The sequence below is a fragment of the Streptomyces sp. NPDC004435 genome, from assembly GCF_042873895.1.
In the GTDB taxonomy this organism is placed as follows: domain Bacteria; phylum Actinomycetota; class Actinomycetes; order Streptomycetales; family Streptomycetaceae; genus Streptomyces.
Genome location: NZ_JBIAMB010000023.1, coordinates 1 through 13,953, shown reverse-complemented (window position 1 = coordinate 13,953; position 13,953 = coordinate 1). Strand labels below are relative to the sequence as shown.

12 protein-coding genes are annotated in these 13,953 nt (G+C 71.5%); 2 read left to right on the top strand and 10 right to left on the bottom strand.

All coding sequences use genetic code 11. The annotated features are described in order from the left end of the window. Positions 1-109: 109 nt before the first annotated feature. Together hisS and ACFYT9_RS32355 are read right to left on the bottom strand one after the other, a co-directional pair. Positions 110-1,372: a histidine--tRNA ligase gene (gene hisS, locus ACFYT9_RS32360; RefSeq protein WP_387278526.1), complete on the bottom strand. Its 1,263-nt coding sequence runs from the start codon at positions 1,370-1,372 to the stop codon at positions 110-112. Between the two features lie 10 nt (positions 1,373-1,382). After that, entirely contained in the window at positions 1,383-2,090 is a 708-nt protein-coding gene (locus tag ACFYT9_RS32355; RefSeq protein ID WP_389169335.1) for an MBL fold metallo-hydrolase, read from the bottom strand. Between the two features lie 154 nt (positions 2,091-2,244). Between ACFYT9_RS32355 and ACFYT9_RS32350 the strand changes: the two genes are divergently transcribed. Both ACFYT9_RS32350 and ACFYT9_RS32345 read left to right on the top strand, forming a co-directional pair. Beyond that, positions 2,245-2,997 carry a peptidylprolyl isomerase gene (locus ACFYT9_RS32350; protein WP_387278524.1) on the top strand — a complete coding sequence of 251 codons (753 nt, stop codon included), beginning with the start codon at positions 2,245-2,247 and terminating at the stop codon, positions 2,995-2,997. 226 nt (positions 2,998-3,223) lie between these two features. Further along, a complete protein-coding gene (locus ACFYT9_RS32345) occupies positions 3,224-4,453 on the top strand; it encodes a DUF349 domain-containing protein (protein WP_376606174.1) in 1,230 nt (409 codons plus the stop codon). A 97-nt stretch (positions 4,454-4,550) separates the two neighbouring features. On the opposite strand, the gene ACFYT9_RS32340 is transcribed toward ACFYT9_RS32345, so the two are convergent. From ACFYT9_RS32340 to ruvC, 8 genes are all read right to left on the bottom strand, one after another. Then, positions 4,551-7,001, bottom strand: coding sequence for a RelA/SpoT family protein (locus ACFYT9_RS32340; RefSeq protein WP_389169333.1), 2,451 nt, complete (start codon positions 6,999-7,001; stop codon positions 4,551-4,553). A 254-nt stretch (positions 7,002-7,255) separates the two neighbouring features. After that, complete coding sequence (locus tag ACFYT9_RS32335; RefSeq protein ID WP_376602409.1) at positions 7,256-7,807, bottom strand: adenine phosphoribosyltransferase; 552 nt, start codon at positions 7,805-7,807, stop codon at positions 7,256-7,258. Beyond that, positions 7,804-8,883: a protein translocase subunit SecF gene (secF, locus tag ACFYT9_RS32330; RefSeq protein ID WP_376602408.1), complete on the bottom strand. Its 1,080-nt coding sequence runs from the start codon at positions 8,881-8,883 to the stop codon at positions 7,804-7,806. The genes ACFYT9_RS32335 and secF overlap by 4 nt, the downstream gene beginning before the upstream one ends. Before the next feature lies 1 nt (position 8,884). Beyond that, the gene (gene secD, locus ACFYT9_RS32325; protein WP_389169330.1) at positions 8,885-10,666 is read right to left on the bottom strand and encodes a protein translocase subunit SecD; all 1,782 of its coding nucleotides are present in this window, start codon (positions 10,664-10,666) and stop codon (positions 8,885-8,887) included. Between the two features lie 147 nt (positions 10,667-10,813). Continuing rightward, on the bottom strand, positions 10,814-11,263 hold the full coding sequence (gene yajC, locus ACFYT9_RS32320; RefSeq protein WP_376602411.1) for a preprotein translocase subunit YajC: 450 nt from the start codon (positions 11,261-11,263) through the stop codon (positions 10,814-10,816). A 202-nt stretch (positions 11,264-11,465) separates the two neighbouring features. Beyond that, positions 11,466-12,557, bottom strand: coding sequence for a Holliday junction branch migration DNA helicase RuvB (ruvB, locus tag ACFYT9_RS32315; RefSeq protein WP_376602406.1), 1,092 nt, complete (start codon positions 12,555-12,557; stop codon positions 11,466-11,468). A gap of 38 nt (positions 12,558-12,595) precedes the next feature. Continuing rightward, complete coding sequence (gene ruvA / locus ACFYT9_RS32310) at positions 12,596-13,228, bottom strand: Holliday junction branch migration protein RuvA (RefSeq protein WP_387277903.1); 633 nt, start codon at positions 13,226-13,228, stop codon at positions 12,596-12,598. Further along, positions 13,225-13,755, bottom strand: a complete 531-nt coding sequence (gene ruvC, locus ACFYT9_RS32305) for a crossover junction endodeoxyribonuclease RuvC (protein ID WP_376602404.1) — start codon at positions 13,753-13,755, stop codon at positions 13,225-13,227. The genes ruvA and ruvC overlap by 4 nt, the downstream gene beginning before the upstream one ends. Positions 13,756-13,953: the final 198 nt, after the last annotated feature.

Below are 13,953 nucleotides of genomic sequence, written 5' to 3'. Positions count from 1 at the left end.
GCCCGGTGGCCCCGGCCATTCTGCAACAAGGCGTACGCCGTCGGCCGTTCGCGGAGCATAAGGAAGGGCCCGGCCGCGGGTGCGGACCGGGCCCTTCGGGAGCCGGGTGTCAGCCGAGCAGACCGCGGACGGCGTCCAGGACCCCGTCCAGGGCGACCGAGCGCTGCTCCCCGGACTGCATGTCCTTGAGCTGGACGACGCCCTCGGCGAGGTCCCGCTCCCCCGCGACCAGGGCGAGGCGGGCGCCGGAGCGGTTGGCGTCCTTCATCGAGCCCTTGAGGCCCTTGCCGCCGAAGGAGAAGTCGGCGGCGATCCCGGCCCGGCGCAGCTCGGTGACCTTGCCGAAGAGGAGGCGGCGCGCCTCCTCGCCGATGGCCACGGCGAAGACGCTGGTGGGGGCGGGCAGGTCGAGGGTCACGCCCTCGGCCTCCAGGGCCAGGACGGTGCGGTCGACGCCGAGGGCCCAGCCGACGGACGGCAGCGCGGGGCCGCCGATCATCTCGGAGAGGCCGTCGTAGCGGCCGCCGCCGCCCACCGCGGACTGGGCGCCGAGGCCGTCGTGGACGAACTCGAAGGTGGTCCGGGTGTAGTAGTCGAGGCCGCGGACCAGCTTGAGGTCGTCCTCGAAGACCACGCCGGCGGCGGTGATCAGCTCGCGGACCTGCTCGTGGTACGCCTTGCAGGCGTCGCACAGGTGGTCGCGGAGCAGCGGCGCGTCGACGAGCTGCTTCTGCACGTCGGCCCGCTTGTCGTCGAGGACCCGCAGCGGGTTGATCTCGGCGCGGCGCAGGGTCTCCTCGTCGAGGTCGAGGCCGCGCAGGAAGGACTGCAGCGCCTCGCGGTAGACGGGGCGGCACTCCTTGTCGCCGAGCGAGTTCAGCAGGATGCGGTACTGGCGCAGGCCGAGGGAGCGGTAGGCCTGGTCGGCCAGGATGATCAGCTCGGCGTCGAGCGCCGGGTCCTCGGCGCCGATCGCCTCGGCGCCGACCTGGGAGAAGTGGCGGTAGCGGCCCGCCTGGGCGCGCTCGTAACGGTAGTACGAGCCGGAGTACCAGAGCTTGACCGGCAGGTTGCCCTGCTTGTGCAGGTTGGCCTGGAGGGCGGCGCGGAGCACGGAGGCGGTGCCCTCGGGGCGGAGGGCGAGCTGGTCGCCGCCCTTCGTGGTGAGGGTGTACATCTCCTTGGTGACGATGTCGGTGGACTCGCCGACGCCGCGGGCGAAGAGGTTCACGTCCTCGAAGCCGGGGGTCTCGACGTAGCCGTAGCCGGCGTTCCTCGCCTGGGTGGAGATGGCGTCCCGGACCGCCAGGAAGACGGCGGAGCGGGGCGGGATCAGGTCGTACGTGCCCTTGGGGGCCTGAAAGGTGCTCACGAGAGTCTCGTCACATTCCTCGTCGGGGAGCCTGGTCACTCCCGAGGCCGGAGGCCACCTGCCGCAGATACGGGTTGGTGGCGCGCTCCTGGCCGATGGTCGTCTGGGGACCGTGGCCGGACAGGACGACGGTCGAGTTGTCGAGCGGCAGGACCACGCGGGTCAGCGAGTCGAGCATCTCGGCCATGTCACCGCCGGGCAGGTCGGTGCGTCCGATGGAGCCGGCGAAGAGCAGGTCGCCGGAGAAGAACACGGAGGGGACCTCCGTGGTCTCCGGCGTCCGGAAGGTCACCGACCCCTTGGTATGCCCGGGCGCGTGCGCGACGGAGAACTCCATGCCGGCGAGGCTCAGCGCGACGCCGTCGGTGAGTTCGTGCACGTCGTCGGGCTCGCCCACGGTCAGCTCGCCCATGAGCGGCATCCCGATGGAGCGGCCGAGGGCCTTCTCCGGGTCGCTCATCATGTACCGGTCGGCGGGGTGGATCCACGCGGGTACGTCGTGGGCGCCGCAGACCGGGACGACGGAGGCGACGTGGTCGATGTGGCCATGGGTGAGGACCACCGCGACGGGCTTGAGCCGATGCTTCTTCAGCGTCTCCTCGACTCCCTGGGCGGCCTGGTGGCCCGGGTCGATGATGACGCACTCCTCGCCTGCGGCGGGGGCGACCAGGTAGCAGTTGGTGCCCCAGGCCCCGGCGGGGAACCCGGCAATCAGCACGATCGTCCTTCAGTGTCGTCCGGCAGTGGGCTGCGGCCTTGCGGAATGCAGCAGATCAGAGCCTACCGGCGGTGCGTATTCCACAGCCAACCCGTATACGGTACGGGCACATCCGGCCAGGACAGGAACACACGAACGAGAGGGAGCGGACCCGGTGGTCACCAGCGATCAGCGGCGGCGGCAGCTCGCCAGGGACAAGTACGCGCGCCAGCAGCAGCGACGGGCGGAGGCGCAGCGCAAGACCAAGCGCCGCAACACCGTGATCGCCGCCTCCCTCGCGGTGGTGCTCGCCGCCGGCGGGGCGGTGTACGCCTCGGTGCAGTTCCTGGGGAACGACTCCAAGAACACCGAGGCGGAGACGCTGCCCGGCGAGCCGAAGATGGGCATCGAGGCCAAGGGCACGTACGCCTTCGCCCTGAAGACGAACGAGGGCGACGTCACCGTCGAGATGGACGCGGCGAAGACCCCGCGGACGGTGAACTCCTTCAAGCACCTCGCCGACAAGAAGTACTTCGACGGTTCGAAGTGCCACCGGCTCACCACCTCCGGGATCTTCGTGCTCCAGTGCGGCGACCCCGAGGGCACCGGCATGGGCGGCCCCGGCTACAACATCCCGGACGAGAACCTCGACGCCCTGGGCAAGCCGGGCGCCGACGGCAAGGTCGTGTACAAGGCGGGCACGGTCGCCATGGCCAACACCGGGCAGCCGAGCACCGGCGGCTCGCAGTTCTTCCTCGTCTACAAGGACTCGCCGCTGCCGCCGCAGTACACGCCCTTCGGCACGATCGACGCCGCCGGTCTCAAGACGGTGCAGAAGGTCGGCGCGGCCGGGGTCGAGGGCGGCGGGGGCGACGGCGCCCCCAAGAAGCCGGTGACCATCGAGAAGGCGACCGTCTCCGCGAAGTGAGGCGGGGCGCTCCGCGGGACGGCGGCCCGGAGGTCCGCACGCACGTGACCGTGGAATTTCGGTCGCGCTGAGTGCGGACAGCCGGGCCGCCGTTCGCCTAGATTGGCGTTGTGCAGCGCGGTCCGATCCGTCGGCCGCGCGGCGGAAGGCGGGCGAGGCCCGCCCAGGAACTGTGGACGATGCCCGGGGTCACCACCCGACATGGGCATCATGGTGAGGAGGCGCTGTGAGCAGCGACCCGTGGGGCCGCGTCGACGAGACGGGCACCGTGTACGTGCGGACGGCCGAGGGTGAGGAGGTCGTCGGATCCTGGCAGGCGGGCACTCCCGAGGAGGCGCTGGCCTACTTCGAGCGCAAGTACGAGGGCCTGGTTGTCGAGATCGGCCTCCTCGAGAAGCGGGTGAAGACCACCGACCTCTCGGCGAAGGACGCCCAGACGGCGATCGATCACATCCGGCACCAGGTCGACGAGCACCACGTCGTCGGCGACCTGGCCGCGCTGTCGGCCCGTCTGGACAAGCTCGCGGAGTCGGTGGAGTCGCGTCGCGAGGAGCGCAAGGCGCAGAAGGCGAAGCAGGCCGACGAGGCGCGTTCCGCCAAGGAGGCGCTGGTCACCGAGGCCGAGGAGCTGGCGCAGAGCGAGCAGTGGCGGGCGGCCGGCGAGCGGCTGCGGGCCCTGGTGGACATCTGGAAGGGTCTGCCCCGGCTCGACCGCAAGTCCGACGACGAGCTGTGGCACCGCTTCTCGCACGCCCGCTCGGCCTTCTCCAAGCGCCGCAAGGGTCACTTCGCCCAGCTCGACGCGCAGCGCGAGGACGCCCGCAAGGCGAAGGAGCGTCTGGTCGCCGAGGCAGAGGCGCTGCAGAACTCCAGCGACTGGGGCGCGACCGCGGCCCGCTACCGCGAGCTGATGGCCGACTGGAAGGCCGCCGGCCGGGCGCAGCGCGAGCACGAGGACGACCTGTGGAACCGCTTCCGCGGCGCTCAGGACGTCTTCTTCGCCGCCCGCTCCGAGGTCTTCGCCGAGCGGGACGCCGAGCAGACCGAGAACCTCAAGCTGAAGGAGGAGCTCGCCGGCGAGGCCGAGAAGCTGCTCCCGGTGACGGACCTGAAGGCCGCCCGTGCCGCCTTCCGTACGCTCAACGAGCGCTGGGAGGCCATCGGCCACGTGCCGCGCGACGCCCGCCCGAAGGTGGAGGGCCGGATGCAGACGGTGGAGCGGGCCATCCAGGAGGCCGAGGAGGCCGAGTGGCGCCGGACCAACCCGGAGGCACGCGCGCGTGCCGCGGGTCTGACCGGTCAGCTCCAGGACGCCGTGGAGAAGCTGCGCAAGCAGATCGACGCGGCCCGGGCGGCGGGCAACGACGCCAAGGCCGACAAGCTCGCCCGGGAGCTGGAGGGCCGCCAGGCCCTGCTCGACCAGGCGCTGAAGGGTCTCCAGGAGTTCGGCGGCTGATCCCGCCACAGCGGGGTTCGGCGGATGCTGTCCGCCGAACCCGCGGTACGAGGAAGGGCCCCCGGCACGCGCCGGGGGCCCTTCCTCGTGCGTACGGCTACGGCCGGCGCGCGCTGGTCACGCGGTAGACGTCGTACACGCCCTCGACGCCCCGGACGGCCTTCAGGACGTGCCCCAGGTGCTTGGGGTCGCCCATCTCGAAGGTGAAGCGGGAGGTGGCCACCCGGTCCCGGGAGGTCTGGACGGCCGCCGAGAGGATGTTGACGTGCTGGTCCGAGAGCACCCGGGTGACGTCCGAGAGGAGCCGGGAGCGGTCCAGGGCCTCGACCTGGATGGCGACCAGGAAGACCGAGGACTGGGTGGGGGCCCACTCGACCTCCAGGATCCGCTCGGGCTCCCGGGACAGCGAGTCGACGTTGACGCAGTCGCTGCGGTGGACGGAGACGCCGCTGCCGCGGGTGACGAAGCCGATGATCGGGTCGCCGGGGACCGGGGTGCAGCAGCGGGCGAGCTTGACCCAGACGTCGTCGACGCCCTTGACGACGACACCGGGGTCGGCGTTGGAGCGGCGCTTGGAGCGGCCACGGGTCGGCGGGGCCGCCTCCTCGATGTCCTCGGTGGCCGCCTCCTCGCCGCCGAGCGCCTGCACCAGCTTCTGCACGATGGACTGGGCGGTGACATGGCCCTCGCCGATCGCCGCGTACAGCGAGGAGATGTCGTTGTACCGCATCTCGTGGGCGAGGGTGACGAGGGAGTCGCCGGTGAGGATCCGCTGGATCGGCAGGTTCTGCTTGCGCATGGCCCGCGCGATGGCGTCCTTGCCCTGCTCGATGGCCTCGTCGCGGCGCTCCTTGGAGAACCAGGCGCGGATCTTGTTGCGGGCGCGCGGGGACTTGACGAAGCCCAGCCAGTCGCGGGAGGGTCCGGCGCCGGCCGCCTTGGAGGTGAAGACCTCCACCAGGTCGCCGTTGTCGAGGGTGGATTCGAGCGGCACGAGCCGCCCGTTCACCCTGGCTCCTATGGTGCGGTGGCCGACCTCGGTGTGGACGGCGTAGGAGAAGTCGACCGGGGTGGCGCCGGCGGGGAGCGCGATGACGTCGCCCTTGGGCGTGAAGACGAAGACCTCGTTGCGGGAGAGGTCGAAGCGGAGGGAGTCCAGGAACTCGCCCGGGTCCTCGGTCTCCTTCTGCCAGTCGAGCAGCTGGCGGAGCCACGCCATGTCGTTGAGGTGGTCGTCCTTGCCGGTGTTCTTGGGCACGTCGGTGCGCACCTTGGAGGCGCCGGCGACGGCCTCCTGCTTGTACTTCCAGTGCGCGGCGATGCCGTACTCGGCGCGGCGGTGCATGTCGAAGGTGCGGATCTGCAGCTCGACCGGCTTGCCGTTGGGGCCGATGACCGTCGTGTGGAGCGACTGGTACATGTTGAACTTCGGCATCGCGATGTAGTCCTTGAACCGGCCGGGGACCGGGTTCCATCGCGCGTGGACGGTGCCGAGGGCCGCGTAGCAGTCGCGGACGGTGTCCACGAGGACGCGGATGCCGACCAGGTCGTAGATCTCCGCGAAGTCCCGGCCGCGGACGATCATCTTCTGGTAGACGCTGTAGTAGTGCTTGGGGCGGCCGGTGACGGTCGCCTTGATGCGGGCGGCGCGCAGGTCGGTCTGGACCTCGTCGGTCACTATGGCGAGGTACTCGTCCCGCTTGGGGGCGCGCTCGGCGACGAGCCGGACGATCTCGTCGTACATCTTGGGGTAGAGGATCGCGAAGGCGAGGTCCTCCAGCTCCCACTTGATGGTGTTCATGCCCAGCCGGTGCGCCAGCGGGGCGTAGATCTCCAGCGTCTCGCGGGCCTTCTTCTCCTGCTTCTCCCGCTTGAGGTAGCGCATGGTGCGCATGTTGTGCAGGCGGTCGGCGAGTTTGATGACAAGGACCCGGGGGTCCTTGGCCATGGCGACGACCATCTTGCGGACGGTCTCGGCCTGCGCGGCCTCGCCGAAGCGGACCTTGTCGAGCTTGGTGACGCCGTCGACGAGGAGCGTGACCTGGTCGCCGAAGTCGCGGCGCAGGTCCTCCAGGCCGTACTCGGTGTCCTCGACGGTGTCGTGGAGGAGCCCGGCCATCAGGGTCGCCGGGTCCATGCCCAGCTCGGCGAGGATGGTGGTGACGGCGAGCGGGTGGGTGATGTACGGGTCGCCGCTCTTGCGCTTCTGGCCGCGGTGCCAGCGCTCCGCGACCTGGTAGGCCCGCTCGATCTGGCGCAAAGTGGCCGTTTCGATCTTGGGGTCGTTGGAGCGGACGATCCGGAGCAGGGGTTCGAGGACCGGGTTGTACGGCGACGAGCGCTGCACACCGAGCCGGGCCAGGCGGGCGCGCACCCGGTTGGAGGAGCCTCCGGAACGGGAGGGCGCGGGGGCCGGTGCGGGAGCGGGCGCAGCAGGCTTCGGCCTGTTCTCCGCGGGCTTGTTCTGGGGCGCGCCGGTCCCCTGCGCGGCCTTGTCGGCCTTGGGGTCGGGCTGCGCGGCGGAGAGTGACTGGGCCTCGTCTGGCAAAGAGCGCTCCTCTGGGGTCCCCCCGGACGGAGTCTGGGGGAGGTCCGGGTCCCCCGGTCAGGCCCGGAAAGGCCATCGTATCGAGCCATGACGCCCCGTGCTCACGCGCCCGGGGGACGGACGGGGGCGGAGGGGCCGCCGTCGGTGGGGGCAACGTGTCCCCGGTGGGGACGTACCGGGGCAAACGCCAGGGGCGCCCCGGGAATTCCCGGGGCGCCCCTGACTGGAATCCGATGGATTCCTTCCGGACCGCCTCAGACGGTGATCAGCGCGGTGAGCGGAGCGCCGCCGAGGGCGGGCTCCAGCCGGGCGCGGCCCGGGAGGAAGCCGAGCTCCATGAGGACCGCGACGCCCGCGACCTCGGCGCCCGCGCGGCGGATCAGCTCCAGCGAGGCCTCGGCGGTGCCGCCGGTGGCGAGGACGTCGTCGATGACCATGACGCGGTCGCCCGCGGCGAGGTCCTCGGCGTGCACCTCGATCTCTGCGGTGCCGTACTCCAGCTCGTACGCCTGCCGGAGCGTGGCCCCGGGCAGCTTGCCGGCCTTGCGGACCGGGACGAAGCCGAGGCCCGCGCGGACGGCGACCGGCGCCGCGAGGATGAAGCCCCGGGCCTCCAGGCCGACGATCTTCGTCGCGCCCTGCGCGGAGCAGAGGGCGGCGAGCTCGTCGGTGAGGGCCGTGAACGCCTCCGGGTCCGCGAGCAGCGGGGTGATGTCCTTGAACAGCACGCCCGGCTTCGGGTAGTCGGGGACGTCACGGATCCGGCTGAGCAGCAGGTCGGTCACGCCCCGGGCCTCGGCGGTCATCCGCGGCGCTCCTGGGCGCGGCCCCGGCGGGCCGCGGCGCGCGGGCCGACGACCGCGGCCTCGCCGGCCTCCGTGCCGTCGTCGTCCGGGCCGTCCTCGCCGCGGGCGGCGGCGGAGGCGCGCTTGGCCAGGACCCGCTTCTTCAGCGCCTTGATGGCCGGCTCGCGCTCCTTGAGGTCGGCGACGAGCGGGGTGGCGATGAAGATCGAGGAGTAGGCACCGGCGGCCAGACCCACGAAGAGCGACAGCGAGATGTCGTTGAGCATGCCGGCGCCGAGGACGCCGCCGCCGATGAAGAGCAGGCCCGCGACGGGCAGCAGCGCCACGACCGTGGTGTTGATGGAGCGGACCAGGGTGCCGTTGATCGAGCGGTTGGCCATCTCGCTGTAGGTGAAGCGGGTCTGCTTCGTGATGTCCTTCGTCTGCTCCTTGAGGGAGTCGAAGACGACGACTGTGTCGTACAACGAATATCCGAGAATGGTCAGCAGACCGATCACCGTGCCGACCGTGACCTCGAAGCCGACGAGCGAGTAGATGCCCACGGTGATCGTGAGGTCGTGGATCAGCGCGATCAGCGCCGCGACGGCCATTCTCCACTCGAAGGCGATCGCCAGATAGATCACCACGAGGATCATGAAGACGCCGAGACCGGTCCACGCCTTGGTGGCGATCTGCTCGCCCCAGCTGGGGCCGACCAGCTCGGCGGCGATCTTGTCCTCGGCGACGTTCAGGTCCTTGGCCAGCTCGGTGCGGACCTGGTCGGACTGCTCGGTGTCGAGACCGCCGACCTGGATGCGCAGGGAGCCGTTGCCCAGCTGCTGGACGATCGCGTCGTGGCCGGAGGCCTCCTCGGCGTACTCCTGCGCCTGGCTGACGGTGACGTCCGTCTTCGGGGTGGTGAAGACCGCGCCGCCCTGGAACTCGATGCCCATGTTGAGGCCGCGGACGGCCAGGGCGACGATGGCGGTGATGGTGATCAGGACGGAGAGGCCGTACCAGATCTTGCGGTTCTTGATGAAGTCGTAGCCGACCTCACCGCGGTGGAGCCGGGCGCCGAGATCGCCGAGCTTCGACATCTCACGCCTCCTTCGGTTCGACGGTGCCGGCGGAGCCGGGAGCGGTGGCGGTACGGCGGGCGCTGCGCAGCGGCGGCTTGGCGCCCAGGCGCTTCGGGTCCAGGCCGGAGAGCGGGTGGCCGTCGCCGAAGAACTTGGTGCGGGCGAGCAGCGTCATCAGCGGCTTGGTGAAGAGGAACACCACGACGATGTCGAGCAGGGTGGTCAGGCCGAGCGTGAACGCGAAGCCCTGGACCTTGCCGACGGTGACGATGAAGAGCACGGCCGCGGCCAGGAACGACACGAAGTCGGAGACCATGATGGTGCGGCGGGCGCGCGGCCAGGCGCGCTCGACGGCCGGGCGGAGGGTGCGGCCCTCGCGGAGCTCGTCCCGGATGCGCTCGAAGTAGACGATGAAGGAGTCGGCGGTGATGCCGATGGCGACGATGGCGCCGCAGACGGCCGGCAGGTTCAGCGCGAAGCCGATGGCCGGGCCGAGCAGGGCCATGATCACGTAGGTGAGCAGGGCGGAGACGCCGAGGCTGAGGATCGCGATGAACGACAGGCCGCGGTAGTAGATCACCAGGTAGAGGATGACCAGCGCGAGGCCGATGGCGCCGGCGATGAGGCCGGCCTCCAGCTGCTCGCCGCCGAGGGCGGCGGTGACGGTGTCGACGCTCTGGGTGTCGAAGGAGAGCGGCAGGGCACCGTAGGCGAGGATGTTGCCGAGGTCCTGGGCGGACTGCTGGTTGAAGCTGCCGGAGATCTGCGCGTTGGCGCTCAGCGTGGTCTGGACGCGGGGCGCCGAGACGACCTCGCCGTCGAGGACGATCGCGAACTGGTTCTGCGGCTCGGTCTGCTGCGAGAGCTTGCTGGTGATCGACTGGAACTTCTTGGAGCCGGCGTCGGTGAACGCCATGTCGACGATCCACTGGCCGGACTGCTGGTCGATGGCGGCCTTGGCGTCGTCGACGTCACGGCCCTCGACCTCGGCGGGGCCGAGGAGGTACTTCTCCCACTGGCCGATCGCGTTCTTCCCGCAGGCGACGATGGTGTCGCCGGGCTTGGTGCCCGCGGCGGCGGCGGTGCGCTGCTTCGGGTCCAGGCAGTTCAGGGTGGTGAACTTCTGCTGGAGCGCGGCGGTGGCGGCGTCGGCGGAGGGCGTCGGCGTCGGCTTCGGGGTGCCGGTGGCCTTCGGCGTTTCGGAGGCGCTGCCGGTCGGGGTGGGCGTCCCGGTGGCGTTGGGGGCCTTGAGGGCCTCGGAGAGCGCGCGGCCCTGCGTCGAGGCGGAGGCGGTCGGCGTGGCCGACTTCTTCTCGCCGACGGAGGAGGACGCGGAGGGCTTCGGCGTGGCCGTGCCCGAGGGGTTCGCGGAGGGCGCGGCCTCGGGTGCGGCGGGCGCGACGGTGATCACGGGCCGGAAGTAGAGCTGGGCGGTGGTGCCGACCTGCTCACGGGCCTGCTTCTCGTTCGTCCCCTTGGGGATGTTCACGATGATGTTCTCGCGGCCCTGCGTCTGGACCTCGGCCTCGGAGACGCCGAGACCGTTGACACGGCGCTCGATGATGCCGACCGCCGTGTTCATGTTGGTCTCGTTGACCGCGGACTCCTGGCCGGGCTCCGCCTTGGCCTTGAGCGTGATCGACGTGCCGCCGGCGAGGTCGATGCCCAGGCGCGGGGTGGTGTGTCCCGACCAGAACATGCCGCCGGTGAGCGCGACCATGGCGATCAGAATGAATGCCAGGGCGCGCCCAGGCCGGCTCTGTCCCCCCGCCGGCCCTCGGCCCTTCTTCGGTGCTGCCACCTGTCGTTTCTCCCTGTCCAAACCGTCCGGGCGCCGGGTGGGCGCACGGAGGCCACGAAGTGTGTGTGGGGACCTTCCCCCGCAGACGACGAACCGTTCCCGGCCGCGACCCCGCCGGTTCGCGAGGGCCGCGGTGCCGGGTGCGACTTACTTCGCGCCGGTGTCGCCGTCGGCCTTGCCGTCCTTCTCGACGCCGGCCTCGGCCGTGTCCGACTTCTTCGTCAGATCGGCCTTGGGGGCCTCGTCGGCCTGGTCGGCCGCGTCGGTCAGGGAGGAGGCGTCGTCCGGGACGACGGCGTCGGAGTCGGCCGGGGCGTCCTCCTCGGTGTCGCCGTGGACGATCCGGTTGTACTCGGCGTCGTCGAGGACGGCACCGATCGAGTTCTTCGCGAACACGGCGTGGACGCCGGGCGCGACCTCCAGCAGGACGGTCTCGTCCTGGATCTCCTTGACGGTGGCGTACATTCCCCCGATCGTGCGTACGCCGGTGCCGGGCTGCATCTGGTTGCGCATCTCCGCCGCCTGCTGCTGCTTCTTCTTGGCGGAACGGGTCATCAGGAACATCGCCCCGATGAGCACGATGAACGGGAGGAGCATGCCGATGTTATTCACGGGACGGAAATCCTTCGCACGGTCACGGAGAACCCGCGGCCTGATCTTCGGGGGTGGGTACGCCGACCAGAAAGGGCGGCATCGGCGGAGTCTAGGCGAGTCCGCATCGATGGAACAACGCCCAGCATGGCACCGTGGTTCCTGCTCGCGCGAGACTCCGCGCCGTCACCCACCCGTCACAGCGGCCTCAGGTGCCGAACAGCCCCTGTTGTCCCGGTCCGCCTCCGTTTCCGGCCCCGGCCGCCCCCGTCGCCTGCGGCGGGACCAGTCCGAGGTGGTTCCACGCGGCGGGCGTGGCGACGCGGCCACGGGGAGTGCGGGCCAGGAGTCCCTCCCGTACGAGGAAGGGCTCGGCGACCTCCTCGACGGTCTCGCGCTCCTCCCCCACGGCTACGGCGAGGGTCGAGAGGCCGACGGGGCCGCCGCCGAAGAGCTTGAGCAGGGCCTCCAGAACGGCCCGGTCGAGGCGGTCGAGGCCGCGGCTGTCCACCTCGTACACGCCGAGGGCGGCGCCGGCGATCTCGCGGGTGATCACTCCGTCGGCCCTCACCTGGGCGTAGTCGCGGACCCGGCGCAGCAGCCGGTTGGCGATCCGGGGGGTGCCGCGCGAGCGGCCGGCGATCTCGGCCGCGCCCGCGGGGTCGATCGTCACGTCGAGGAGTCCGGCGGAGCGGGTCACGACCCGCTCCAGCTCGTGCGGCTCGTAGAACTCCATGTGGGCGGTGAAGCCGAAGCGGTCGCGGAGCGGGGGCGGCAGCAGTCCGGCCCGGGTGGTGGCGCCGACCAGGGTGAAGGGCGGGAGGTCGAGCGGGATGGCGGTGGCGCCGGGGCCCTTGCCGACGATGACGTCGACGCGGAAGTCCTCCATCGCCATGTAGAGCATCTCCTCGGCGGGCCGGGACATGCGGTGGATCTCGTCGAGGAAGAGGATCTCGCCCTCCTGGAGGGAGGAGAGGATCGCGGCGAGGTCGCCGGCGTGCTGGATGGCGGGGCCGGAGGTGATCCTGATCGGCGCGTTCATCTCCGCGGCGATGATCATCGACAGGGTGGTCTTGCCGAGGCCGGGGGCGCCGGAGAGCAGCACGTGGTCGGCGGTGGCGCCGCGCTGGCGAGCGGCTTTGAGGACGAGGTCGAGCTGCTGGCGGACCTTCTCCTGGCCGATGAACTCGCCGAGGTCCTTGGGGCGCAGGGCGGCCTCGACGGCCTGGTCGTCGCCTTCGGCGGCGGCGCCGACGATCCGCTCCTCGGGGGCGGATGCCGTCTCGTCGTCCCAGTTCACGGTGGTGTCTTCCTTCGTACGGGAGGGTCTGCGGGCGGTCAGCGGGCGCGGTTGAGCGTCTGCAGGGCGGCGCGCAGCAGCTGGGGCACGGGCGCGGAGCCGGTCTCGGCGAGTGCCGCCTCGGCCTGCGGGGTGACGGCGGCGACGGCCTCCTCGGCCTCGCGGCTCGCGTAGCCGAGGCCGACGAGGGCGGCTGCCAGCTGCTCGGTCCAGGGGGCGGGGCCGGCGGCGACGGCGCGCTGCTGACCGACGAGTCCGCTGCTGCCGAGGGGCTGGCCGAGCTTGTCCTTCAGCTCCAGGAGGAGCTTCTGGGCGCCCTTCTTGCCGATGCCGGGGACGGCGGTGAGCGCCTTCTCGTCGCCGGTGGAGACGGCGAGGCGGAGCGCGTCGGGGCTGTGCACGCCGAGCATGGCCTGGGCGAGGCGGGGTCCGACGCCGCTGGCGGTCTGGAGCAGCTCGAAAACCTGGCGCTCGTCGTCGTCGGCGAAGCCGTACAGCGTGAGCGAGTCCTCGCGGACGACGAGGGAGGTGGCGAGCCTGGCCTGCTCGCCGACGCGGAGGGTGGCGAGGGTGTTCGGGGTGCACTGGACGGCCATGCCGACGCCGCCGACCTCGACGACGGCGGTGGTGGGGGCGAGGGCGGCCACCGGGCCGCTGACGAAGGCGATCATGACGTGCGGCCTTTCGAGGCGTGCAGGGCGACGGCCTGCTGGAGGCGGTTCTGGGCGGGGGCGCGCCAGATGTGGCAGATGGCGAGGGCGAGGGCGTCGGCGGCGTCGGCCGGCTTGGGCGGGGCGGCGAGCCGGAGCAGCCGGGTGACCATGGCGGCGACCTGGGCCTTGTCAGCGCGGCCGGAGCCGGTGACGGCGGCCTTGACCTCACTGGGGGTGTGCAGGGCGACGGGGATGCCGCGCCGGGAGGCGCAGAGCATGGCGACGGCGCTGGCCTGGGCGGTGCCCATCACGGTGCGCACGTTGTGCTGGCTGAACACCCGCTCCACCGCGACGAGTTCGGGCTGGAAGCGGTCGATCCACTCCTCGATGCCGCGCTCGATGCCGACGAGCCGGGGGCCGATGTCGGCGTCGGCGGGGGTGCGGACCACTCCGACGCCGAGCATGGTGAGCGGTCGTCCGGCGACGCCCTCGACGACGCCGACACCGCACCGGGTGAGTCCCGGGTCCACCCCCAGTACGCGCACGCCGCCCCTCCCTGTCGTCGACCGGCCTGTCGTCGCCCGGTCGCAAGTCTGTTTGTGCAGGCTATCGGGTGCCACCGACAACGCAGCGGGGGCGCGGGGGGGGGGGCCGCGGGCCCCGGGGGGGGGGGGGGGGGGGGCCCGCCCCCCGGGGGGGGGGCCCGGGCCCCCGGGGGGCCTAGAACTTAACCCAGGGCGGTA

Excerpts from the sequence above, each read along its gene's own strand:
- yajC (WP_376602411.1), bottom strand. The coding sequence starts at position 11,263 with ATGCTCCTCCCGTTCATCGTGCTCATCGGGGCGATGTTCCTGATGACC.
- secF (WP_376602408.1), bottom strand. The coding sequence starts at position 8,883 with ATGTCGAAGCTCGGCGATCTCGGCGCCCGGCTCCACCGCGGTGAGGTC.
- ruvA (WP_387277903.1), bottom strand. The coding sequence starts at position 13,228 with ATGATCGCCTTCGTCAGCGGCCCGGTGGCCGCCCTCGCCCCCACCACC.
- ACFYT9_RS32335 (WP_376602409.1), bottom strand. The coding sequence starts at position 7,807 with ATGACCGCCGAGGCCCGGGGCGTGACCGACCTGCTGCTCAGCCGGATC.